This is a genomic window from Streptococcus sp. SCPM-O-B-15304 (M98) (genome assembly GCF_058200215.1).
In genome coordinates this window covers 23,106-47,240 of record NZ_JBYQGQ010000010.1, presented here as the reverse complement: position 1 = coordinate 47,240, position 24,135 = coordinate 23,106, and the positions used below count along the sequence as shown (strand labels likewise).

Genomic DNA, 24,135 nt, shown 5'->3' with positions numbered 1-24,135 from the left:
CTTCTATTCAATCATTTTTTGAAAAAACTTGCAAGAAACTTGACCCTTCCAATAAAGTTCATGGATGTCAAATGCTGTAAATTTTGATATAATTTTTAATGATGAATTTTAGAAATGATCGGTACGTTGTCGTGGATTTAGAGGCGACCAGTACCGGAAGCAAGGCAAAAATTATCCAAGTAGGAATCGTGGTCATTGAAAATGGCGAGATTGTTGACCAATATGCCACGGATATCAATCCCCACGAACCCTTGGATTCTCATATCAAAGACTTAACGGGTTTGACCGATCAGCGACTGGCAGAGGCACCAGAGTTTTCTCAGGTGGCTGGAAAAATTTTTGACTTGGTCAAGGACGGTGTTTTTGTTGCGCACAATGTCCAGTTCGATGCCAATTTGTTGGCAGAATTCCTATTTTTTGAAGGTTATGAATTACGCACTCCTCGTATCGATACGGTTGAGTTGGCTCAAGTATTTTATCCTCAACTTGAGAAGTATAATCTTGGAATTCTCTGTCAAGAGTTGGGTATTTCACTAGAACAAGCCCATACGGCCCTATCAGATGCTCAAGCAACAGCAGAACTCTTTCTCTGTATGCGACAAAAAATGTTTCAACTGCCAAAAGGCTTATTGGAGCGCTTGTTAAGTTTGTCAGATGGTTTATTATATGAGTCTTATCTGGTCATTGAGGAAGTTTATCAGAAGCAGTCGATCCTAGTTGAACATGACTTGGTAGAGGTGCAAGGTTTATTTTTAAGAAAAGAAAAGCCAGCCCTTTCTCCACGAAAACTATCAAAAGATTTCCAGACCAATATTGCTTTGTTGGATTTGGAAGACAGAGCCCCGCAAGCTAGCTTTGCTCAAAAGGTTCAAGATTTTCTACAGAATGAGAAAATTGCCTTTGTGCAAGCTCAGACTGGAATTGGAAAAACCTACGGCTATCTCCTGCCAGCCTTATCACTAGAAAACGAAAAAGGAATCCTCCTCAGTGTTCCTACTAAAGTTCTACAAAATCAAGTGATGCAAGAAGAGGCTCGTAGATTGGAAGAGGTCTTTCACCTTTCAATTCATAGTCTGAAAGGACCACAAAATTACTTAAAATTAGATGCCTTTCATGCAGCGCTAGAGGAAGAAGAGTCCAATCGCTTGTACACACGTTTCAAGATGCAACTTCTAGTTTGGTTGACTGAAACAGAAACTGGAGATTTAGATGAGATTGGTCAGCTTTATCGCTACCAGCAGTTTTTACCAAACTTGGTACATGATGGGAACCTTCCCAAAGCCTCTCTCTTTTGGCTAGAGGATTTTTGGAGACGGGGGCAGAAAAAAGCTCGCTCTTGCCAGCTACTTGTGACCAATCATGCTTATCTCGTTACCCGACTTGAGGACGATCCCAGTCTGTTAGAGGGCCTTCTCTTGATCTTGGATGAAGCCCAGAAGATCCTATTAACTTTGGAAAATCTTTCGCAGAAGAGTTTCGTATTAAACGACATAGTAGACCAACTAGATCAAGCCCTAGTTCGAGAAGAAGGGACGCTTCAGAGACGCTTGATGGAGAGTATTCGCTTTGAGCTTTGTCACTTGATGGATCAGTTCCTATCTGGTAAGCGTAGAATGTGCCCTGCGACAACCATGGCACAACTCCAACAGGATTTCTCAGAGTTAGAAGTTCAAGGTTTTCAGGACTATCAGCGATTTTTCTGCACTGATGGAGAATTTTGGCTATCAGCCTCAGACTTGTCTAGCAAGAAGGTTGTCATTTCTTCCAGTCGCAATCAACGTCTGCTCTTTTCGGAGATCTTTCCAGAAAGCTGTCAACTCTTAGCTGTCTCTGCAACCTTGGAAATTAGTAGCAGAGTATCTTTACCAGAACTAATGGGATTCCCACATGCAGCTTTTGATAAATTGGATGAGAATTTTCAAGAAAATCAAGAAATTTTGGTCGTCAAGGATTTTCCATTGGTGACAGAAACCTCTCAAGAAGACTATGCTCAGGCTCTCGTAGAAGTGCTGGAAGATTTGTCCTATCTTGAGGAAGCCATGCTCGTTTTATTTACTTCAAAAGACCTTTTGTTGCAGGTATCAGACTCTCTATCTCTTTCTCATCTAGCCCAGTATAAGAACGGAGATCCTGCTCAACTCAAGAAACGATTTGAAAGAGGAGACTCTCAACTCTTACTAGGGACAGGTAGTTTTTGGGAAGGAGTTGATTTTGCGACTCATCCTCGAGTGATTGAAGTGGTGACACGCCTGCCCTTCCAAAATCCAGAAGATCCCTTTACGAAAAAAATGAATCAGGAACTGCGTCTTGAAGGGAAAAATCCTTTCTATGACTATCAACTGCCGATGGCTATTATTCGCCTCAAACAAGCGATTGGTAGAACCATGCGTCGTCTTGGACAGCGCTCATCTGTCCTTATCTTGGATAGCCGAATGACAAGCAAACGATATGGAAAGCAGATTAGCAAGGCCTTGTCACAGACTAGTCGAGTGAGAGAAGTTGGCAAAGAGCAAGTATTCTCAAAAGTTCAAGAATTTTTACACACAAAATAAAATAAACATCTGAAAGAATGAAGGAGACCTTTATGAAACGTTCTCTCGACTCTCGGGTCGATTACAGTTTGATTTTACCAGTATTCTGTTTGCTGGTGATTGGAGTGGTGGCTATTTACATAGCTGTCAGTCATGACTATCCTCAAAATATTTGGCCTATTCTCGGTCAGCAACTAGCATGGATCGTCTTGGGAATTGTCATCAGCTTTGTAGTCATGTTTTTTAATACAAAATTTTTATGGCAGGCGACCCCATATCTCTACGCTCTAGGTCTAGCCCTTATGGTTTTACCCTTGATTTTTTACAATCCTAATTTAGTGGCGGCAACAGGGGCTAAAAACTGGGTGTCAATTGGAGGAGTGACACTTTTCCAACCTTCCGAATTCATGAAAATTTCCTATATTTTAATCTTGGCTCGGGTCGTTGTCCAATTCACACAAAAACATAAGGAAAAAGAACGTACGATTGCATTTGACTTTCACTTGATATTGTGGTTGATTGTCTTCACACTGCCAGTCTTAGTTTTACTGGCCTTGCAGAGTGACTTAGGAACGGCCTTGGTTTTTGTCGCCATCTTTGCTGGACTCGTCTTGCTCTCTGGTGTTTCTTGGAAAATTATCATTCCAATTTTTGCGACAGTTGTGTCAGGAATTGCAGGATTTTTGGCAATTTTCATCACTAAAGATGGGCGTGCCTTTATGCATCAGATTGGGATGCCAACCTATCAGATCAACCGTATCCTTGCTTGGCTCAATCCCTTTGATTATGCACAAACGACCACCTATCAACAGGCCCAAGGGCAAATCGCCATCGGAAGTGGAGGTTTATTTGGTCAAGGATTTAATGTATCCAATCTCCTCATTCCCGTTCGTGAGAGTGATATGATTTTTACAGTTATTGCAGAAGATTTTGGTTTTATCGGCTCTGTCCTCGTAATTACGCTTTATCTCCTACTTATCTATCGAATGTTAAAAATCACTCTGAAGTCCAATAATCAATTTTATACCTACATTTCAACTGGCTTCATTATGATGCTCTTGTTCCATATCTTTGAAAACATTGGTGCAGTGACAGGCCTCCTCCCTTTGACTGGGATTCCTCTGCCATTCATTTCCCAAGGGGGATCAGCCATTATCAGTAATCTGATTGGTGTTGGATTGCTTTTATCAATGAGTTATCAAACGCATCTAGCCGAAGAAAAGAGCGGTAAGACAAGATTTAAACGGAAGAAAGTTGTTTTGAAAAAAGTTAAATAAGGAGTAAATCATGGCTAAAGTAGCAGTTATCTTAGCAGATGGCTTTGAAGAAATCGAAGCTCTAACAGTTGTGGACGTATTACGTCGTGCCAATATTGCTTGTCATATGGTTGGTTTTGAAGCCCGAGTGACGGGATCACATGACATCCAAGTACAAGCAGATCGTGTGTTTGATGGTGATTTATCTGAGTACGACATGATTGTCTTACCAGGAGGTATGCCAGGTTCAGCTCACTTGCGTGATAATGAGCAATTGATTGCTGAACTTCAAAAATTTGAGCAAGTTGGTAAAAAAGTAGCAGCCATTTGTGCAGCACCAATTGTACTGAATCGAGCTGGTCTCCTCAAGGATAAAGTGTTTACCTGCTATGATGGTGTCCAAGAGCAAATTGCTGATGGTCACTATCGCAAGGAAACAGTAGTTGTCGATGGTCAGTTGACTACCAGTCGCGGTCCAGCAACTGCCCTTGCCTTTGCTTATAATTTAGTAGAACAACTTGGTGGAGATGCAAATGCTTTGAGAGAAGCCATGCTCTATCGTGATGTGTTTGGAATAGATTAACTAAAACGAGAGGAATCTATCAATTAGGGGATTCTTCTCGTTTTTTACTGTTAAAATAGAAGGAAATCGTCGCTTTTTTGATAAAAAAATGCTATAATGAAGGGTATGAAATATCACGATTACATCTGGGATTTAGGTGGAACTTTACTTGATAATTATGAGACTTCGACCGCGGCTTTTGTGGAAACATTAGCTCAATTTGGAATCGAAGAAGAACATGATAAAGTTTACAATGCCTTGAAAGTGTCAACTGCTTTTGCGATTGACCAATTTGCCCCAACAATAGAGCATTTTTTAGAAAAATACAAGGAAAATGAAGCGCGAGAGCTTGAGCATCCTGCCTTGTTTGAGGGAGTACCTGCTTTATTGGAGGAAATCTCAGACCAGGGAGGACGGAACTTTTTAGTTTCGCATCGCAATGACCAAGTTTTGGATATTCTTGAAAAGACAGGTATTGCTGGCTATTTTACAGAAGTAGTAACAGCTAGCTCTGGTTTTAAGAGAAAACCAAATCCAGAGTCTATGATCTATTTGCGAGATAAGTATAAGATTAGTTCTGGTATCGTTATTGGTGACCGTTCTATCGATATTGAAGCTGGACAAGCAGCAGGCTTAGCGACGCATCTCTTTAAAAATATCGTGACATTGAGACAAGTATTAGAAATTTAAGAAAAAGGGAAAAAATGACAGAAGAAATCAAAAACCAACAGGCACAGGATTATGATGCCAGTCAGATTCAAGTTTTGGAAGGTCTGGAAGCCGTTCGTATGCGTCCTGGAATGTATATCGGATCGACTTCAAAAGAAGGTCTTCACCACCTAGTCTGGGAAATTGTTGATAACTCTATCGATGAGGCCTTGGCGGGATTTGCTAGTCATATTCAGGTCTTTATTGAGCCAGATGACTCTATCACGGTTGTTGATGATGGACGTGGTATCCCTGTTGATATTCAAGAAAAGACAGGCCGTCCTGCCGTTGAAACAGTCTTTACCGTTCTTCACGCTGGAGGTAAATTTGGCGGTGGCGGTTACAAGGTTTCAGGTGGACTCCACGGTGTAGGTTCATCGGTTGTAAATGCCCTTTCAACTCAGTTGGATGTTCGTGTTCACAAAAATGGAAAAATCCATTACCAAGAATACCGTCGTGGACATGTTGTTGCTGACCTTGAGGTGATTGGAGATACAGATAAAACAGGTACAACAGTACACTTCACGCCAGACCCAGAGATTTTTACAGAAACAACAACTTTTGATTTTGATAAATTAAACAAGCGAATCCAAGAACTCGCCTTTCTGAATCGTGGCCTTCAAATTTCCATCACTGACAAACGTGAGGGACTTGAACAAACAAGACACTACCACTACGAAGGTGGGATTGCGAGTTACGTTGAGTATATCAATGAAAACAAGGATGTCATTTTTGATACGCCAATCTACACTGATGGAGAAATGGATGACATCACAGTTGAAGTAGCCATGCAGTACACAACTGGCTACCATGAAAATGTCATGAGTTTCGCCAATAACATTCATACACATGAGGGTGGAACACATGAACAAGGTTTCCGTACAGCCCTAACTCGTGTCATCAATGACTACGCTCGTAAAAACAAACTCCTCAAAGACAATGAAGATAATCTGACAGGTGAGGATGTCCGTGAAGGATTGACTGCCGTTATCTCTGTGAAACATCCAAATCCTCAGTTTGAAGGACAAACGAAAACTAAACTTGGAAATAGTGAAGTTGTCAAGATTACTAATCGTCTCTTTAGTGAAGCATTTTCAGACTTTCTAATGGAAAATCCTCAGATTGCTAAGCGGATTGTTGAAAAAGGGATTCTGGCAGCAAAGGCGCGTGTAGCAGCCAAGCGTGCGCGTGAGGTTACTCGGAAGAAATCTGGTCTAGAGATTTCAAATCTTCCAGGGAAATTAGCAGACTGTTCTTCAAACAATCCAGCTGAGACTGAACTTTTCATCGTCGAAGGAGATTCAGCGGGAGGTTCTGCAAAGTCTGGTCGTGACCGTGAATTCCAAGCGATTTTACCAATTCGCGGTAAAATCCTCAACGTTGAAAAGGCCAGCATGGATAAAATCCTTGCCAATGAAGAAATTCGTAGCCTTTTCACAGCTATGGGAACAGGCTTTGGTGCTGAATTTGATGTTAGCAAGGCCCGTTACCAAAAACTCGTTATCATGACGGATGCCGATGTCGATGGAGCTCACATCCGTACCCTCTTGTTAACCTTGATTTATCGTTATATGAAACCCGTTTTAGAAGCAGGTTATGTTTATATCGCTCAACCACCAATTTACGGTGTTAAGGTCGGCAGTGAAATTAAAGAATACATCCAACCTGGAGCAGATCAAGAAATCCGTCTACAGGAAGCCTTAGCTCGCTATAGTGAAGGACGTTCAAAACCAACTATTCAGCGTTATAAAGGTCTTGGAGAGATGGATGACCATCAACTTTGGGAAACAACCATGAACCCAGAACATCGTCTCATGGCGCGTGTATCAGTTGATGATGCTGCAGAAGCAGATAAAATCTTTGATATGCTCATGGGTGACCGCGTAGAACCACGTCGAGAATTTATCGAAGAAAATGCTGTCTACAGTACGCTTGACGTTTAAAAAAATTGGGAAATAGTTCCCATGGTTTGAAAAATATGATATAATCATTACAATTGTTTCATGTATAAAAAGGAGTTTGATATGTCTGATAATCTGTTGATTATTACTATGATTGCAATCGCGGCTCTTCTGATTATTGCATATGTTGTGGCAGTTTTGTTACGCAAACGCAATGAAAAGAGGCTCGCAGTATTAGAAGAAAGAAAGGAAGAGTTGTATAACCTTCCAGTTAACGATGAAGTAGAAGCTGTTAAGAATATGCATCTGATTGGTCAAAGTCAGATTGCATTTAGAGAGTGGAATCAAAAATGGGTAGACCTATCACTCAACTCATTTGCAGATATTGAGAATAATCTGTTTGAAGCAGAAGGGTACAATAATTCATTCCGTTTCTTGAAAGCTCAACACAAAATTGATCAAATCGAAAGCCAGATTACCCTTATCGAAGAAGATATTGCTTCCATTCGAAATGCTTTGGCAGATCTAGAAAAACAAGAATCCAAAAATAGTGGTCGTGTCTTGCATGCTTTAGATTTATTTGAAAGCCTACAGAAATCGGTCGTGGAAGATTCTGAGAAATATGGTCAAGCACTCCTTGAAATTGAAAAACAAATTGAGAACATCCAATCAGAATTTTCTCAATTTGTGACTCTAAACTCTTCAGGAGATCCAGTTGAAGCAGCAGGAATTTTGGATAATGCGGAAAACCATATTCTCGCTTTGACACATATCGTAGAGAGAATTCCGGCAATTGTTACTAAACTAACTACTGAACTCCCTGATCAACTTGAAGATCTAGAGGCTGGCTATCGTAAGTTGCTTGATGCCAACTATCACTTTGTAGAAACTGACATTGAATCACGTTTGCAGTTGTTGTATGAAGCCTTGAAAAATAACCAAGAAAATATTAAAAAATTGGAATTGGACAATGCTGAATATGAAAATAATCAGATTCAAGAAGAAATCAATGCTCTCTATAATATTTTCACACGAGAGATTGCTTCTCAAAAAGTTGTTGAAAACTTGTTGTCAACACTTCCAACCTACCTTGACCACTTAAAAGACAATAATCAAGTCTTGGTGAAAGATATCGAGCGTTTGAGCAAGACCTACTTGATGGCTGAGAGTGATGTAAATCATGTTCGTCGTCTTCAAGTGGATTTGGATTCCCTAGAACTTACAGTTAGCGATTTGACTTCAGAACAAGAGGAATATTCAGAAGCTTACTCTGTTTTGGAAGAACGTTTAGAAAATGTTCAAGCTACATTAAAAGAAATTGAAGATGATCAAGTTTCAGTGAGCGAACGTTTAGTACAGATTGAAAAAGATGATGTTAATGCTCGTCAAAAGGCAAATGTTTACGTCAACCGCCTCCACACGATTAAGCGCTACATGGAGAAGAGAAATCTTCCAGGAATCCCACAGAACTTCTTGAAATTGTTCTTTGCTGCTAGCCATAGTACTGAGGATTTGATGGCAGAGTTGGAACAGTCACAAGTCAACATTGAGTCTGTTAATCGTATCCTAGAAATCGCATCACATGATATGGAAGTTTTGGAAACAGAAACTTACAGCATTGTGCAATATGCAACCTTGACAGAGCAATTGCTTCAATATTCTAACCGCTACAGATCATTTGATGAAGGGATTCAACAAGCCTTCCATGAATCTTTAGAAATCTTTGAAAATGCCTTTGATTATCAAGCATCTTTCGAAAAGATTTCCCAAGCTTTGGAAGTTGCTGAACCAGGGGTAACAAATCGCTTTGTTTCCTCATATGAAAAAACAAGAGAAATCATTCGATTTTAATTAAGAAAAGGCGGTGGGACAGAAATCGATAGACAAAGTCTTGATTTCGTAGGCCCAGCCCCGCGAAGATGATTAGGAGTTTTTGGAGTCTAAAAGATCAACAAAAAGTCCAATCAGCTACCGCGTCAAAGTTTGATTGCTAATAAAAAATGAGGTAGGGATATTGTCCCAACCTCTTTCTTTTACCTATCTTTTTTGAAAAAATGGACATTTTCCTATTTATCATTGAAATTATAGGCCTGATTTGATATGATAAAACTATGACAAAAAAAAGAACAAACCGAAAAGAAAACGACAAGAAGAGAAGAAATTTGTGGATTATTGTGGGGCTTCTATTCTTCACAATCTTAACATTAGGTGCTGGTATTGCTTATAAAGTCTTGACCAAGCAAGCTTTTGAACAAAAAATTGAAGCACTGAAAAAAGAAAAAGATGATTCCTATTCACAAGGAAGTCAGAAAGATCATTTTCGTAAGGGGCAGGCAGAAATCATCACTTACTATCCTATGACGGGGGACAAGGTGATTACCTCTGTTCAGGATATCATTGTAAAAGATATTACGGATAAGGTAGAAGATAAAGAACATTTGATTTTTTACTACCCTGAAAAAGATTCTTCTTCCATCAAAGGTGTGGAGAGCCATCTTGTAAAAAAACAGGCCTATGACCTGAGTGATTCTACTGTTGTGGAATTAGAAAATATCTCATTAGATCAGCTTTATCTTAAGGAAGATGGGACCCTGTTTACTTTAGATCAGCTCTTTACAGATGCTAGCAAAGCTAAAGAGAAGTTTCTTGAGGATATCAAGTCAACGCTCCAAGATAAAAAGATTGAGCAAACACTTGTAGATCAAGTAATAGCCGATTTTTCAGCTAGCGATTTATCATCTTGGAAGTTTGCTTACAAAGATAGTCAATTGGTTCTTTATCCAATCAAAGCAACCAATAATGTAGAAGAAATAGCTTTGCCTATTTCAGACTTCTTTGATGTTATCCAATCGTCCTATCTAACTGAAAAGGATGCAGAACTTTATAAGAAGGCTCAGGCTGAGAAAAATAAAAAAGTAGTAGCTCTTACCTTTGATGATGGACCGGATGGAAATACAACTCCACAAGCTTTAGATATTCTAGCCAAGTACAAGATCAAAGCAACCTTCTTTGTACAAGGAAAAAATATTGCAGGCAATGAGTCGATTCTTAAACGTATGCAGTCTGAAGGTCATGAAGTTGGAAACCATAGTTGGAATCACCCGGTTTTAACAAAACTGTCATTGGAAGACGCTAAGAAACAGCTTACAGATACCGAAGATGCTATTACAAAAGTTCTTGGCAAAAGCTCTAAATTGATGCGTCCACCATACGGTGCAATCTCAGATGATATTCGCAATAGCCTTGATTTAAGCTTTATCATGTGGGATGTGGATAGTTTGGATTGGAAGAGTAAAAATGAAGCAGCGATTTTGACAGAAATTCAGCGTCAGGTAAGCAATGGATCTATCATTTTGATGCATGATATCCATCAAACATCTGTTAATTCACTACCAAAAGTAATTGAGTATCTACAGGAACAAGGATATAGTTTTGTGACTGTATCAGATCTACTCAACACTCGTTTGAAGCCACATGAGATTTACTATTCTCGTAACCAGTAAGTTCACAGTAGGCAAATATTTAAAAAAATTAAAAAAAGATAGTTTTAATCTTGACAAGTAGGGGAAAACTTGATATCATATAAAAGTTGAGAAAAGCAGAAGTGAGAACTTCTCGCCTTGCGACTAACGTTGTCTGGCCCCTACGGATCAAATTTCAGAAATGAAATACAATCATGTAGTGCGGGTTTGCGTTAGCAAGTCCGCTCTTGTTTTTCTCTAAATTAAAAAAAGAGGTGAAAACCATAGCAAAGCAAGACTTATTCATCAATGATGAAATTCGTGTACGCGAAGTTCGCTTAATCGGTCTTGAAGGTGAGCAATTGGGTATCAAACCACTAAGCGAAGCGCAAGCACTTGCGGACGAAGCTAATGTGGACTTGGTTCTCATTCAACCTCAAGCTAAACCTCCTGTTGCGAAAATTATGGACTACGGTAAGTTCAAATTTGAGTACCAGAAGAAACAAAAAGAGCAACGCAAAAAACAAAGCGTTGTGACCGTGAAAGAAGTTCGTTTGAGCCCAGTTATCGACAAGGGTGATTTCGAAACTAAACTTCGCAATGCTCGCAAGTTCCTTGAAAAAGGAAACAAAGTGAAGGTATCCATTCGCTTTAAGGGGCGTATGATCACCCATAAAGAGATTGGTGCAAAAGTTTTAGCCGAGTTCGCTGAAGCAACTCAAGATATTGCTATCATTGAACAACGTGCTAAAATGGATGGACGCCAAATGTTCATGCAATTGGCGCCAGCAACTGACAAAAAATAATTGTCAGAAAGTTAAATAAAGGAGAAAAAATCATGCCAAAACAAAAAACACACCGCGCATCAGCTAAACGTTTCAAACGTACAGGTTCTGGTGGACTTAAACGTTTCCGTGCTTACACATCTCACCGTTTCCACGGAAAAACTAAAAAACAACGTCGTCATCTTCGTAAAGCATCTATGGTGCATTCAGGAGATTTCAAACGTATCAAAGCAATGCTTACTCGCTTGAAATAATCGCGTATTTGTAAGTAAACAATTCTAGGAAATATTTGGAGGAAATAAAACATGGCACGTGTTAAAGGTGGCGTTGTATCACGCAAACGTCGTAAACGTATTCTTAAATTAGCAAAAGGTTACTATGGAGCTAAACACATCTTGTTCCGTACTGCAAAAGAACAAGTAATGAACTCTTACTACTATGCATACCGTGACCGTCGTCAAAAGAAACGTGACTTCCGTAAATTGTGGATCACACGTATCAATGCGGCAGCTCGTTTGAACGGACTTTCATACTCACAATTGATGCATGGTTTGAAATTGGCTGAGATCGAAGTTAACCGTAAAATGCTTGCTGACTTGGCTGTTAACGATGCAGCAGCTTTCACAGCTCTTGCAGATGCAGCTAAAGCAAAACTTGGTAAATAATTATTCATAAGACTGGTGCAAGTTTGTCCCAGTCTTTTTTAAACAAAGGAGAAAAAAATGGCTTCAAAAATGCTACACACATGCTTGCGAGTAGAAAATCTTGAAAAATCAATCGCTTTTTATCAAGATGCTTTTGGTTTTAAGGAATTGCGTCGTAGAGACTTTCCAGACTACGCTTTTACGATTGTTTATCTTGGACTTGAAGGTGATGATTATGAGTTAGAGTTGACTTACAACTATGATCACGGACCTTATGTTGTCGGTGACGGTTTTGCTCACATCGCCTTAAGCACACCTGATCTTGAGGCTCTTCATAAAGAACATAGCGACAAAGGCTATGAAGTGACAGCACCTAATGGACTTCCAGGGACTCAACCAAACTATTACTTTATCAAAGATCCAGATGGATACAAGGTAGAAGTAATTCGTGAGAATTCATTATAGTTCCTATCGAGTAGCTTGTATGCTACTCGTTTTTTTAATTTGTAGCAGAATGAAAGAAAAAGAATGGCGTCAGGCATTCACAAAATTCAAAACCAAAAAATGTGCTCGTTCTTCTATTCAAGGTTTATTAAAGCGTGTGAGTCAAGGAAGAGCTCAAGGGAATGAATCCTTCTTCCACTAGGGTCTGAAAGTGAGGCTTCTGCATTAGCTGATGAAATGATTTATTTTGATGGCCACGGTGCGGTTTGTCGCTGTTTAAACTGGCGTGAAGCCCAAAGAACCATGTTAACGCAAGAAACCAAAGATGCTATTTTAGTCATTGAAGCTATCAATGAAGAGCAGGCATCACGAGCTCGGGAAGCAATGCTAGAACTACATACTAAAATTGGTAAATATTTCGGTGTCAGTGGTAAGATCAGCCACTTAACAACTACAAATCCTATCTTGGAAATAGATTGATAAGTGGGAATCACGGTTAATTCAACTGTGGTTCTTTTTTCTTCAAGGGAAGAAAGAAATTGTTTTTCTATTTTTTAAAATGGTATAATATAAGGAGAAAAAGGGAGGTGATAGCGAGTGATTGCACAACTTGATACAAAAACGGTTTATAGTTTCATGGAGAGTATGATTTCCATTCGGAAGTATGTTGATCAAGGAAAAGCATACGGCTACTCAGCACTTGGAATCATGGATGTTGACAATCTATATGGAGCTTATTATTTTATCAAAGAGTGCCAAAAGCAGGAGATTCAGCCTGTATTAGGTCTTGAGGTGACCGTTCATCATAAGGAGGAACTCGTCAACCTTCGATTTTTAGCCTTGTCAAATCATGGCTATCGAAATCTCATGAAGCTTTCGACTCTAAAAATGACAGGTAAAAAGGAATGGACTGATTTTTCTCCCTATCTAGAAGATGTTTGTGTTATTGTTCCCTATTATTCTGCAATTGATTCCTTGGACTTAGGGCATGACTATTATATCGGAGTGTATCCAGATACACCTCAGTCGAATTTTTCTCACTCCATTCTCCCACTTTATCGTGTTAATTCCTTCGAATCTGAGAATTTAGAAACGCTTCAAATGCTCAAGGCGATTAAGGAAAATGTGATCTTGCGAGAGGTAGATGTTCAATCGCAACAAGGCTTGTTTTTACCTGCTTATCGCTTAGAGCAAGTATTTCAAGAAAAGTTTCCGCAAGCCTTAGAAAATCTTTCTGAACTGATTGGAGCAACTACTTATGAGATTGATAGTAGTCTCAAGCTTCCACGTTTCAATCCAGAGCGTCCTGCTGTTGAAGAGTTGCGCGAAAGAGCTATTAAGGGCTTGGAACAGAAAGGCTTACTCGATTCAGTTTATCAGGCTCGTTTGGAAGAAGAACTATCTGTGATTCATGACATGGGATTCGATGACTATTTCTTGGTTGTCTGGGATCTCTTACGTTTTGGTCGTTCTCAGGGATATTATATGGGAATGGGACGTGGGTCTGCAGTTGGAAGTCTAGTGGCCTATGCCTTAAATATTACTGGTATTGATCCTGTAGCTAAGAATCTTATCTTTGAGCGCTTTTTAAATCGTGAACGCTATACCATGCCTGATATCGATATCGATATTCCCGATATCTATCGTCCTGAATTTATACGCTATGTTCGTGACCGTTATGGTAGTATTCACGCTGCTCAGATAGTCACCTACTCGACTTTTGGTGCCAAACAGGCTATCCGAGATGTTTTTAAACGGTATGGTGTTCCCGAGTACGAGTTGACATCCATAACCAAGAAAATTGGTTTCAAAGATACCTTGACAAGCGCCTATGAAGGCAATCTAGGATTTAGACAACTGATTCAAAGTAAGATTGAGTACCAAAAGGCTTTTGAAATTGCCAAAAAGATAGAAGGCTATCCTCGACAGACTTCCATCCATGCTGCTGGTGTCGTGATTAGTGATAAAAATCTGACGGACTATATTCCTCTTAAGTATGGTGAGGATATGCTCATTACCCAGTATGATGCTCATGGAGTCGAGGGAAATGGCTTGCTCAAGATGGATTTCTTGGGCTTAAGAAACCTAACTTTCGCTCAAAAAATGCAGGAGCTCTTATTTGAAACTCAAGGAATTCAGCTAAGGATTGAGGATATTGACCTTGAGGATAGGGAAACTTTAGCCCTCTTTGCAGCTGGAAAGACCAAGGGGATTTTTCAATTTGAACAACCTGGAGCTATCCGTTTATTGAAACGAGTGAAGCCACAAAACTTTGAAGAAGTAGTAGCAACAACTTCTTTAAACCGACCAGGTGCGAGCGACTATATTGATAACTTTGTGGCTCGAAAACATGGTAAAGAAAAGGTAACAGTTCTGGACCCAGTTTTGGAAGATATTCTGGCTCCAACATATGGCATTATGCTTTACCAAGAACAGGTGATGCAAGTAGCTCAGCGATATGCTGGTTTTAGCCTTGGGAAGGCCGACATTTTACGTCGTGCCATGGGGAAAAAGAACGCAGCTGAGATGCACCGAATGGAGGAAAGTTTCATCCAAGGAGCACTCGAAAAAGGTCATGGAAAAGAACAGGCTCAGCAGGTTTTTGCTGTCATGGAAAAATTTGCTGGTTATGGTTTCAACCGATCGCATGCTTATGCTTATGCGGCTTTAGCCTTCCAGCTTGCTTACTTTAAAACACATTACCCAGAAATCTTTTATCAAGTTATGCTCAACTATGCCAGTGGAGATTATATTCTCGATGCCCTTGAAATGGACTTTGAACTGACACCACTTTCTATCAATACAATTCCGTATCTGGATAAATTGACAGACAAGACTATCTACTTGGGACTTAAGAGTATCAAGGGGATGCCTCGAGATTTTGCCTATTGGATTTTAGAGAATCGTCCTTTTAGTAGTGTCGAAGATTTTGTCACTCGCTTGCCTAAAAATTATCAGAAGTTGAGTCTTTTAACTCCCCTAGTCGAGATTGGTTTATTCGATAGTTTTGAAAAAAATCGTCAAAAAATCTTATCCAACTTACCTACTTTGTTCATTTTTGTGGAAGAATTGGGTAGTTTGTTTGCAGATAATAGCTACAATTGGCTTGAGAGTGAGGATTTTACGCAAGTCGAGAAGTTTCGTAAGGAACAGGAGTGGCTTGGAGTTGGTATCAGTCCGCATCCCTTACTGGTTTTAGCAAAGAATCCCCTCTATCCAATTGTGAGTTTGTCTGAACTATCTGAAAGACAGACAGCTACAGTACTCGTTGAGGTAGAATCCATTCGTGTCATTCGTACTAAAAAAGGTGAAAACATGGCTTTTCTGAAAGTTAGTGATAGCAAATCAAATTTGGAAGTTACTGTTTTTTCTGACCAGTATCGCCAATTTAACAATCTCTTACATGAAGGAAGATTTTACTACCTTAATGGAAAAGTACAGGCAAGAGATGGTCGCCTTCAATTAGTATTAAATAATTTAAAAGAAGCAGTGAGTGAACGATTTTGGATACAGGCAGCTGATCATGAACATGATTCTGAAATTTATCATATTTTAGAACAATACAAGGGACAAATTCCTGTCATCATTCGCTACGAAAATGAACAAAAAAATGTTCTGTTGCCGGGTTATTTTGTTGCAAAAGATGTTAGTTTGCAGGAATCTTTGAGTCAAATAACTATGAAAACGATTTATCGTTAAAAATCAATGAAAATAAAAGAATTTTAACTTTAATTATGGTATAATCAGTTAGAATGTTAAAAGAAAAAGGAGCAAAACCAAATGAAACGTATTGCTGTTTTGACTAGTGGTGGAGACGCCCCTGGTATGAATGCTGCCATCCGTGCAGTAGTTCGTCAAGCAATCTCAGAAGGGATGGAAGTTTTTGGTATCTATGATGGATACGCAGGTATGGTTGCCGGCGAAATTTATCCACTTGATGCTGCTTCAGTGGGAGACATCATTTCACGTGGTGGTACTTTCCTTCACTCTGCTCGTTATCCTGAGTTTGCAAAACTCGAAGGTCAACTTAAAGGGATTGAGCAGTTGAAAAAACACGGTATCGAAGGTGTCGTGGTTATCGGTGGTGACGGTTCTTATCACGGAGCTATGCGCTTGACTGAGCATGGATTCCCTGCTATCGGACTTCCAGGAACAATCGATAACGATATCGTAGGTACTGATTTCACAATCGGATTTGATACTGCAGTTACAACTGCAATGGATGCCATCGATAAGATTCGTGATACCTCATCAAGTCACCGTCGTACTTTCGTAGTTGAGGTTATGGGACGTAATGCTGGAGATATCGCTCTTTGGGCAGGTATCGCAACTGGTGCTGACGAAATCATCATCCCTGAAGAAGGCTTCAAGATGGAAGACATCGTAGCAAGTATCAAAGCTGGATATGAACACGGTAAGAAACACAACATTATCGTTTTGGCAGAAGGTGTTATGTCAGCGGCTGAATTTGGTCAAAAACTAAAAGAAGCTGGAGATACAAGCGACCTTCGTGTAACTGAACTTGGTCATATCCAACGTGGTGGATCTCCAACTGCTCGTGACCGTGTATTGGCGTCACGTATGGGAGCACACGCTGTTAAACTTCTTAAACAAGGAATCGGTGGTGTCGCTGTTGGTATCCGTAACGAGAAAATGGTTGAAAATCCAATTCTTGGAACTGCAGAAGAAGGAGCTTTGTTTAGCCTAACAGCTGATGGTAAGATTGTTGTTAACAATCCTCATAAAGCTGACCTTGAACTTTCTGCTTTGAACAAGAGCTTGTCATAATCAACTTTAACTAAACTGGTAAAATGACCATAAAAGGTCAAATTATATAAAGGAGTCACAAAAATCATGAACAAACGTGTAAAAATCGTTGCAACTTTGGGTCCTGCGGTAGAAATCCGTGGTGGTAAAAAATTCGGTGAAGACGGATATTGGGGTGAAAAACTTGACGTTGAAGCTTCAGCTAAAAACATTGCTCAATTGATTGAAGCAGGAGCTAACACTTTCCGTTTCAACTTCTCACACGGTGACCACCAAGAACAAGGTGACCGTATGGCAACTGTTAAACTTGCAGAAAAACTTGCAGGTAAAAAAGTTGGTTTCCTTCTTGACACTAAAGGACCAGAAATCCGTACTGAATTGTTTGAAGGTGAAGCTAAAGAGTACTCATACAAAACTGGTGAAAAAATCCGTGTTGCAACTAAACAAGGTATCAAATCAACTCGTGAAGTGATTGCTTTGAACGTTGCTGGAGCTCTTGACATCTATGATGACGTTGAAGTTGGTCGCCAAGTATTGGTTGACGATGGTAAACTTGGTCTTCGTGTTGTAGAAAAAGACGATGCAACTCGTGAATTTGTCGTTGAAGTTGAAAACGACGGTGTTATCGCTAAACAAAAAGGTGTAAACATCCCTAACACTAAAATTCCTTTCCCAGCTCTTGCTGAACGTGATAACGCTGATATCCGCTTCGGTCTTGAACAAGGTATCAACTTCATCGCGATCTCATTCGTACGTACTGCAAAAGACGTTAACGAAGTTCGTGCAATCTGTGAAGAAACTGGTAACGGTCACGTTCAATTGTTCGCTAAAATCGAAAACCAACAAGGTATCGATAACTTGGACGAAATCATTGAAGCTGCTGACGGTATCATGATCGCTCGTGGTGACATGGGTATCGAAGTACCATTTGAAATGGTTCCAGTTTACCAAAAAATGATCATCACTAAAGTGAATGCTGCTGGTAAAGTTGTTATCACTGCAACAAACATGCTTGAAACAATGACTGAAAAACCACGTGCAACTCGTTCAGAAGTATCAGACGTATTCAACGCTGTTATCGACGGAACTGATGCTACAATGCTTTCAGGTGAGTCAGCAAATGGTAAATACCCACTTGAGTCTGTTCGTACAATGGCAACTATCGATAAGAACGCTCAAACGCTTCTTAACGAATACGGACGTTTGAATTCAGATTCATTTGAACGTAACTCTAAGACAGAAGTTATGGCTTCAGCAGTTAAAGACGCTACAAACTCAATGGACATCAAATTGGTTGTAACTCTTACTAAGACTGGTCACACAGCACGTTTGATCTCTAAATATCGTCCAAATGCTGATATCTTGGCATTGACATTTGACGAATTGACAGAACGTGGATTGATGTTGAACTGGGGTGTTATCCCAATGTTGACAGAAGCTCCATCATCAACTGATGACATGTTTGAAATTGCTGAACGTAAAGCAGTTGAAGCAGGTCTTGTACAATCTGGTGACGATATCGTTATCGTTGCAGGTGTGCCACTTGGTGAAGCAGTTCGTACTAACACAATGCGTATCCGCACTGTACGTTAATCTAATATTAAAAAGCCTATCATATCAAGCTTTCTAGCTTGTGTGATAGGTCTTTTTTTGTGACGAGGGGCAAAATATATCATTTTCCTTTCAATACTAAGGTATATAAAACAGCTTCCCTTATACCTTTTGCTGTAATTAGAGATTTCATTGCTCATCTTTGTATCTTTATGACTAAACCTAGCTAGGATTTTTTGGATAATAAGTCTATAAGTGTTTGATTGTTGCTTGAGCTTATTGCTATTTGGACAGAAAGGATTGCTAAAAGATAGTATTTAATAGTGTTTAGGAAAATAAAAAAAAGCTCTCTGGAAAAACCAGAAAGCCTGAGAGGCATCTCCATGTGAGAAACCGGTTCACACAATTTCTCAAGGTCCGCTCCTGCGTTATGACCTCCTTTGCTCAATAGTAGCTCTCGCTACATATCGACTCATCGCAAGTTTTATTTTACTATAAGGACAATAAAATGTCAATAAAAAAAGTTCCTATACCAAGGAACTGATGAACAATGCTAATTGCCGGGATCGAACCGGCGACCTCATCCTTACCATGGATGCGCTCTGCCTACTGAGCTAAATCAGCTTACTTAAAAAGTATACTATAGAATCAAATCTTTGTCAATAAAATGTTTTATTTAAAAGTAATCAGCTGTCAGTCAAACTAAAATGGCTTAAGAGAATATCCCTCAGCCATTTTATTCTAACCTAATTGATTTTGTTTTTTTTCTGGATTCCAGATAAAACTTGCAATAAAGCTAAAGATGATGGTAACAATCGCAACTAAGACAGCAAGAATCAGTGCTGGTATGCGAATAAACCACCACAAAGGATTTGGTTTTTTGTTATTGTGCCATTGTTTCGTTTCCTCATCTAGACGTTGGAATTCTAATTGGATACGTTCAGCAACCATCTCAATTCCTTCATCATTCATTTTCTTAATGTCTGAGATATCGATAGGATTTCCGAAGTTCATATCGACACGTTCGCGACTGATGAGTCCTTTTAAGGTCATTGGGCCAGTGTAAGTAACTGGCATGATGCGAACCTTGGCCATTTTAGCAATCAGAGCTACGCCACCTTTGACATCGTTAGAATGACGACTACCACTTGGAAACATGATGAGAGATCGGTCGCTCTTTTTAAGAACATTGATAGGATACTTAATGGCAGAAGCGCTAGGATTTTCCCGGTCAATAGGAAAGGCACCACACATTCGAATCCACCAACCAAAGATTCGATTAGAGAAAAGTTCCTTTTTAGCCATAAAGACAAATTGCTTTGGTTTGGTCGCAAATGCCATGTAGACAGGATCCCACCAAGTACGATGGGGAGCAACTAGGATATAGTTTTCATCTTGACTCGGAATTTTATCAGTATTATGATAGTGAGCATTACCGTTGATAGACCAAAGAATCAACATAACCAGCCCACGAAGATAAGTATAAAACATGGTGTCTCCTTCAATTTTCTTTCTTTTATTATACCTTATCATACTAGGACAAGCAAATGTTTTTTTGTTTAGGCGGAATTGCTCTTCATATGAAATTAGAATTATTTTTAAAAAAATGATATGATAGAATTTATGGATAAAAATAAAATTATAGGCTTAAGCCAATCAGAAGTTAATGAACGTCAGAAACAGGGACAGGTCAATGATTTCAAAGCATCAGCTAGTACCAGTACTTGGCAGATTGTAAAACGAAATGTTTTTACTCTCTTTAATGCTTTAAACTTTGCTATTGCTTTAGCGCTCGCTTTTGTTCAAGCCTGGAGCAACTTGGTTTTCTTTGCAGTTATCTGTTTTAATGCTTTTTCAGGAATTGTAACCGAGCTACGTGCCAAACATATGGTTGATAAACTCAATCTCTTGAATAAAGAAAAGATTACGACTATCCGTGATGGACAAGAGATTGCTTTGGATCCAGAAGAGCTTGTTTTGGATGATGTGATTCGCTTGTCTGCAGGGGATCAAATTCCAAGTGATGCGATTGTATTAGAAGGCTTTGCAGAAGTCAATGAAGCCATGTTAACGGGCGAGAGCGACTTGGTGCAAAAAGAAGTAGAAGACTTAATGTTGTCAGGTAGTTTTCTTGCCAGTGGTTCTGTCTTTGCTCAAGTTCATCATGTAGGGGCAGATAACTATGCAGCCAAACTCATGCTTGAAGCTAAGACAGTTAAACCGATCAACTCACGCATCATGAAATCGCTAGACCAGCTTGCAGGCTTTACTGGGAAAATCATCATTCCATTTGGAATTGCCCTCTTGCTTGAAGCTTTGGTCTTGAAAGGTTTACCACTGAAGTCTTCTGTAGTGAATTCCTCTACAGCTCTTTTGGGAATGTTGCCTAAGGGGATTGCCCTCTTGACCATTACCTCTCTTTTAACCGCTGTTATCAAGCTTGGTTTGAAAAAGGTCTTGGTGCAGGAGATGTACTCTGTTGAAACCCTAGCGCGCGTGGATATGCTCTGCTTGGATAAGACAGGTACCATCACCCAAGGGAAGATGCAGGTTGAGACTGTTCTTCCTCTGACCCAGGCTTATGACAAGGATGCTATTGCCGACATACTAACCAGCTATATGGCAAACAGCGAGGATAAAAATCCTACAGCTCAAGCTATCCGTCAACGTTTTCAAGGTCAAGTAGCTTATCCGATGATTTCTAGTCTTCCATTTTCAAGCGATCGTAAATGGGGAGCAATGGAGTTGGAAGGTCTCGGAACTGTTTTCCTAGGTGCACCTGAGATGTTGTTGAATGCTGAAGTTCCTGAGGCTAGAGAAGCTCTTGAACGAGGATCTCGTGTCTTAGTTCTGGCCCTCAGTCAAGAAAAACTTGATCACCACAAGCCACAAAAGCCATCTGATATTCAAGCCTTGGCTTTTCTTGAAATTCTAGATCCAATCCGAGAAGGGGCGGCTGAAACTCTAGACTATCTTCGTTCTCAGGAAGTGGGCTTGAAAATTATTTCTGGTGATAATCCAGTTACCGTTTCAAGTATTGCTCAAAAAGCTGGTTTTGCAGACTACCACAGCTACGTAGATTGCTCGAAAATTACTGATGAAGAGTTGGTTGCTATGGCTGAGGAGACAGCGATTTTCGGACGTGTCTCTCCTCATCAAAAGAAACTGATCATCCAAACGTTGAAAAAAGCAGGTCATACGACTGCAATGACAGGAGATGGTGTCAATGATATCCTTGCTCTCCGCGAGGCAGACTGTTCCATCGTGATGGCTGAAGGAGATCCAGCGACTCGTCAGATTGCAAATCTGGTCCTCTTGAACTCAGACTTTAATGATGTTCCTGAGATTCTCTTTGAAGGTCGTCGTGTGGTCAATAACATTGCCCACATTGCTCCGATTTTCTTGATTAAGACCATCTATTCCTTCCTGCTTGCAGTCATCTGTATTGCAAGTGCTTTGTTGGGACGTACTGAATGGATTTTAATTTTCCCATTCATTCCGATTCAGATTACCATGATTGACCAGTTTGTGGAAGGATTCCCACCGTTCGTATTGACCTTTGAGCGAAATATTAAACCAGTCGAACAAAACTTCCTCAGAAAATCCATGCTCCGTGCACTACCAAGTGCCTTGATGGTAGTCTTTAGTGTTCTCTTTGTTAAAATTTTTGGAACCAGTCAAGGCTGGTCAGCCATTGAAATTTCGACTCTTCTGTATTATCTACTAGCGTCGATTGGTTTCATGTCTGTAGTTAGAGCTTGCTTGCCATTTAGTCTATGGCGTGTCCTCTTGATTATTTGGTCAGTTGGTGGCTTCCTTGGAACGGCTCTATTCCCAAGAATCCAAAAACTACTTGAAATTTCAACACTGACAGGACAAACATTACCTGTCTATGGCATCATGATGCTCATCTTTACTGTGATTTTCATCCTGACAAGTCGTTATCAAGCTAGAAGATAAAGAAAGGCTGCAATCCATGATTGCGGTCTTTTTTAGGTACAGGATTGCTAGACAAAATATGGTATAATAAAGAGAAATAGACTTTTGGAAAGTGAGAGAAAATGATTTCGAAGAGATTAGAAATGGTAGCTTCTTTTGTACCTCAAGGAGCCGTTTTACTGGACGTCGGGAGTGATCATGCTTATCTACCCATTGAATTGGTTGAAAAAGGTCACATCGATCGTGCCATTGCAGGAGAGGTTGTAGAAGGTCCCTATCAATCTGCAGTTACAAATGTTAAAAGTCATGGTTTAACTGAGAAAATTCAGGTTCGTTTAGCCAATGGTTTAGCAGCATTTGAAGAAAGTGATCTGGTATCTGTCATCACTATTGCTGGAATGGGTGGCCGTTTGATTGCTACGATTTTGGAAGACGGATTAGACAAACTTGCTACTGTTGAGCGTTTGATTCTTCAACCCAATAATCGAGAAGACGAGTTGCGTTCTTGGTTACAAGAACATGGTTTTCAAATCATAGCAGAAAGTATTCTAGAAGAAGCTGGGAAATTCTACGAGATCATAGTTGCAGAAGCTGGTAAAATGAATCTATCAGCAACTGATGTCCGCTTTGGTCCATTCTTGTCCAAAGAAGTCAGTCCAGTCTTCGTCCAAAAATGGCAAAAAGAAGTTGCTAAGCTTGAGTTTGCCCTTAGTCAAATTCCAGAAAAAAATCAAGAAGAACGTCAAGTTCTAGCAGAAAAAATTCAAGCCATTAAGGAGGTGCACCATGAAAGCAAGTGAAGTGATTAAGCGTTATGAAGCCTATTGCCCACAAGAATTTTCTATGGAAGGGGATAGTCGTGGTCTGCAAATTGGCACCCTAGACAAGGAAATTCAAAAGGTCATGGTTGCTCTTGATATCCGTGAAGAGACAGTCGCTGAAGCTATTGACAAGGGTGTTGATCTGATTATCGTTAAGCACGCCCCTATCTTTCGTCCAATCAAGGACTTGGTAGCTAGTCGTCCTCAAAATCAGATTTATATCAATCTCATCAAGCACGATATCGCTGTCTACGTCAGTCATACTAATATTGATATTGTTGAAAATAGTCTCAATGACTGGTTCTGCCAACTGTTAGATATTAAAGATACAACCTATATACAAGAAACAGGTCCTGAACGTGGGATTGGCCGTATTGGAACGATTAGACCTCAAAAATTTAAGGAATTTGCTGACCATGTTAAGGAAGTCTTTGGTCTAGATAGCCTTCGTATGGTGTATTATCAAGAGAAGGATTTGCAAAAGACAATCTCAAGAGTGGCTATCTGTGGTGGCAGTGGGCAATCTTTCTATTCTGATGCTTTAGCAAAAGGAGCAGATCTTTATATCACTGGTGATATTTATTATCATACTGCCCAAGATATGCTGTCAGATGGTTTATTAGCTTTGGATCCAGGACACTATATCGAAGTGCTTTTTGTGGAAAGAATTGCAGCGCTCTTGAACGAATGGAAGGAAGAGAATGCTTGGTCGCTAGAAGTAGTCGCAAGTCAGGCTTCTACCAATCCATTCCATCATATCTAGTT

18 protein-coding genes, 1 tRNA gene, 1 pseudogene and 1 other annotated feature are annotated in these 24,135 nt (G+C 39.9%); of the genes and pseudogenes, 18 read left to right on the top strand and 2 right to left on the bottom strand.

Annotation, left to right across the window (positions count from 1 at the left end; all coding sequences use genetic code 11):
* Positions 1-98: 98 nt before the first annotated feature.
* The 15 genes and pseudogenes from AC3E7H_RS07245 (at position 99) to pyk (ending at position 18,652) form a co-directional block, all read left to right on the top strand.
* Positions 99-2,552, top strand: a complete 2,454-nt coding sequence (locus AC3E7H_RS07245) for a bifunctional DnaQ family exonuclease/ATP-dependent helicase (protein WP_490676312.1) — start codon at positions 99-101, stop codon at positions 2,550-2,552.
* 32 nt (positions 2,553-2,584) lie between these two features.
* Positions 2,585-3,808, top strand: a complete 1,224-nt coding sequence (locus AC3E7H_RS07240) for an FtsW/RodA/SpoVE family cell cycle protein (protein WP_000830648.1) — start codon at positions 2,585-2,587, stop codon at positions 3,806-3,808.
* Positions 3,809-3,818: 10 nt separating this feature from the next.
* Complete coding sequence (locus tag AC3E7H_RS07235) at positions 3,819-4,370, top strand: DJ-1 family glyoxalase III (RefSeq protein ID WP_001140916.1); 552 nt, start codon at positions 3,819-3,821, stop codon at positions 4,368-4,370.
* A gap of 105 nt (positions 4,371-4,475) precedes the next feature.
* Positions 4,476-5,039 (top strand): HAD family hydrolase, encoded by a 564-nt coding sequence (locus AC3E7H_RS07230; protein WP_007555957.1) that lies wholly within the window; start codon positions 4,476-4,478, stop codon positions 5,037-5,039.
* Positions 5,040-5,053: 14 nt separating this feature from the next.
* Entirely contained in the window at positions 5,054-7,000 is a 1,947-nt protein-coding gene (gene gyrB / locus AC3E7H_RS07225) for a DNA topoisomerase (ATP-hydrolyzing) subunit B (protein ID WP_000134067.1), read from the top strand.
* 81 nt (positions 7,001-7,081) lie between these two features.
* Positions 7,082-8,809: a septation ring formation regulator EzrA gene (gene ezrA, locus AC3E7H_RS07220; protein WP_001282633.1), complete on the top strand. Its 1,728-nt coding sequence runs from the start codon at positions 7,082-7,084 to the stop codon at positions 8,807-8,809.
* Positions 8,810-9,069: 260 nt separating this feature from the next.
* Positions 9,070-10,461, top strand: a complete 1,392-nt coding sequence (gene pgdA, locus AC3E7H_RS07215) for a peptidoglycan-N-acetylglucosamine deacetylase PgdA (RefSeq protein ID WP_049502711.1) — start codon at positions 9,070-9,072, stop codon at positions 10,459-10,461.
* An 87-nt stretch (positions 10,462-10,548) separates the two neighbouring features.
* Positions 10,549-10,679, top strand: a sequence feature (ribosomal protein L20 leader region).
* A gap of 15 nt (positions 10,680-10,694) precedes the next feature.
* The gene (gene infC, locus AC3E7H_RS07210) at positions 10,695-11,225 is read left to right on the top strand and encodes a translation initiation factor IF-3 (protein WP_000848177.1); all 531 of its coding nucleotides are present in this window, start codon (positions 10,695-10,697) and stop codon (positions 11,223-11,225) included.
* A gap of 32 nt (positions 11,226-11,257) precedes the next feature.
* Positions 11,258-11,458 (top strand): 50S ribosomal protein L35, encoded by a 201-nt coding sequence (rpmI, locus tag AC3E7H_RS07205; protein WP_001125942.1) that lies wholly within the window; start codon positions 11,258-11,260, stop codon positions 11,456-11,458.
* A 51-nt stretch (positions 11,459-11,509) separates the two neighbouring features.
* Entirely contained in the window at positions 11,510-11,869 is a 360-nt protein-coding gene (rplT, locus tag AC3E7H_RS07200) for a 50S ribosomal protein L20 (RefSeq protein ID WP_000124830.1), read from the top strand.
* Between the two features lie 57 nt (positions 11,870-11,926).
* Complete coding sequence (gene gloA / locus AC3E7H_RS07195) at positions 11,927-12,313, top strand: lactoylglutathione lyase (RefSeq protein ID WP_000157160.1); 387 nt, start codon at positions 11,927-11,929, stop codon at positions 12,311-12,313.
* Between the two features lie 58 nt (positions 12,314-12,371).
* Positions 12,372-12,772: pseudogene (locus tag AC3E7H_RS07190) on the top strand (phenylalanine--tRNA ligase beta subunit-related protein); the annotation flags it as partial.
* Between the two features lie 117 nt (positions 12,773-12,889).
* A complete protein-coding gene (locus AC3E7H_RS07185; protein ID WP_490676311.1) occupies positions 12,890-15,991 on the top strand; it encodes a DNA polymerase III subunit alpha in 3,102 nt (1,033 codons plus the stop codon).
* Between the two features lie 81 nt (positions 15,992-16,072).
* The gene (pfkA, locus tag AC3E7H_RS07180) at positions 16,073-17,080 is read left to right on the top strand and encodes a 6-phosphofructokinase (protein ID WP_000820873.1); all 1,008 of its coding nucleotides are present in this window, start codon (positions 16,073-16,075) and stop codon (positions 17,078-17,080) included.
* Between the two features lie 66 nt (positions 17,081-17,146).
* Complete coding sequence (gene pyk, locus AC3E7H_RS07175) at positions 17,147-18,652, top strand: pyruvate kinase (protein ID WP_001042821.1); 1,506 nt, start codon at positions 17,147-17,149, stop codon at positions 18,650-18,652.
* Positions 18,653-19,161: 509 nt separating this feature from the next.
* Here the strand turns inward: pyk and AC3E7H_RS07170 are convergent.
* Positions 19,162-19,234, bottom strand: a tRNA-Thr gene (locus AC3E7H_RS07170).
* A gap of 117 nt (positions 19,235-19,351) precedes the next feature.
* A complete protein-coding gene (locus AC3E7H_RS07165; RefSeq protein WP_000500175.1) occupies positions 19,352-20,101 on the bottom strand; it encodes a lysophospholipid acyltransferase family protein in 750 nt (249 codons plus the stop codon).
* 132 nt (positions 20,102-20,233) lie between these two features.
* Here AC3E7H_RS07165 and AC3E7H_RS07160 point away from each other — a divergent pair, with 132 nt between their 5' ends.
* The 3 genes from AC3E7H_RS07160 to AC3E7H_RS07150 all read left to right on the top strand — a co-directional run bounded on the left by AC3E7H_RS07160 (position 20,234) and on the right by AC3E7H_RS07150 (position 24,133).
* Positions 20,234-22,570: a cation-translocating P-type ATPase gene (locus tag AC3E7H_RS07160; protein ID WP_490676310.1), complete on the top strand. Its 2,337-nt coding sequence runs from the start codon at positions 20,234-20,236 to the stop codon at positions 22,568-22,570.
* 101 nt (positions 22,571-22,671) lie between these two features.
* Entirely contained in the window at positions 22,672-23,349 is a 678-nt protein-coding gene (locus AC3E7H_RS07155) for a tRNA (adenine(22)-N(1))-methyltransferase (protein WP_007555963.1), read from the top strand.
* Positions 23,336-24,133, top strand: coding sequence for a Nif3-like dinuclear metal center hexameric protein (locus AC3E7H_RS07150; RefSeq protein ID WP_000647628.1), 798 nt, complete (start codon positions 23,336-23,338; stop codon positions 24,131-24,133). The genes AC3E7H_RS07155 and AC3E7H_RS07150 overlap by 14 nt, the downstream gene beginning before the upstream one ends.
* Positions 24,134-24,135 lie beyond the last annotated feature (2 nt).

Coding starts and splice junctions, on each gene's coding strand:
- AC3E7H_RS07245 (WP_490676312.1), top strand. CDS start 99: ATGATGAATTTTAGAAATGATCGGTACGTTGTCGTGGATTTAGAGGCG.
- AC3E7H_RS07240 (WP_000830648.1), top strand. CDS start 2,585: ATGAAACGTTCTCTCGACTCTCGGGTCGATTACAGTTTGATTTTACCA.
- ezrA (WP_001282633.1), top strand. CDS start 7,082: ATGTCTGATAATCTGTTGATTATTACTATGATTGCAATCGCGGCTCTT.
- AC3E7H_RS07230 (WP_007555957.1), top strand. CDS start 4,476: ATGAAATATCACGATTACATCTGGGATTTAGGTGGAACTTTACTTGAT.
- pfkA (WP_000820873.1), top strand. CDS start 16,073: ATGAAACGTATTGCTGTTTTGACTAGTGGTGGAGACGCCCCTGGTATG.
- AC3E7H_RS07155 (WP_007555963.1), top strand. CDS start 22,672: ATGATTTCGAAGAGATTAGAAATGGTAGCTTCTTTTGTACCTCAAGGA.
- pyk (WP_001042821.1), top strand. CDS start 17,147: ATGAACAAACGTGTAAAAATCGTTGCAACTTTGGGTCCTGCGGTAGAA.
- pgdA (WP_049502711.1), top strand. CDS start 9,070: ATGACAAAAAAAAGAACAAACCGAAAAGAAAACGACAAGAAGAGAAGA.
- AC3E7H_RS07165 (WP_000500175.1), bottom strand. CDS start 20,101: ATGTTTTATACTTATCTTCGTGGGCTGGTTATGTTGATTCTTTGGTCT.
- AC3E7H_RS07235 (WP_001140916.1), top strand. CDS start 3,819: ATGGCTAAAGTAGCAGTTATCTTAGCAGATGGCTTTGAAGAAATCGAA.
- gyrB (WP_000134067.1), top strand. CDS start 5,054: ATGACAGAAGAAATCAAAAACCAACAGGCACAGGATTATGATGCCAGT.
- rplT (WP_000124830.1), top strand. CDS start 11,510: ATGGCACGTGTTAAAGGTGGCGTTGTATCACGCAAACGTCGTAAACGT.
- AC3E7H_RS07160 (WP_490676310.1), top strand. CDS start 20,234: ATGGATAAAAATAAAATTATAGGCTTAAGCCAATCAGAAGTTAATGAA.
- rpmI (WP_001125942.1), top strand. CDS start 11,258: ATGCCAAAACAAAAAACACACCGCGCATCAGCTAAACGTTTCAAACGT.
- gloA (WP_000157160.1), top strand. CDS start 11,927: ATGGCTTCAAAAATGCTACACACATGCTTGCGAGTAGAAAATCTTGAA.
- AC3E7H_RS07150 (WP_000647628.1), top strand. CDS start 23,336: ATGAAAGCAAGTGAAGTGATTAAGCGTTATGAAGCCTATTGCCCACAA.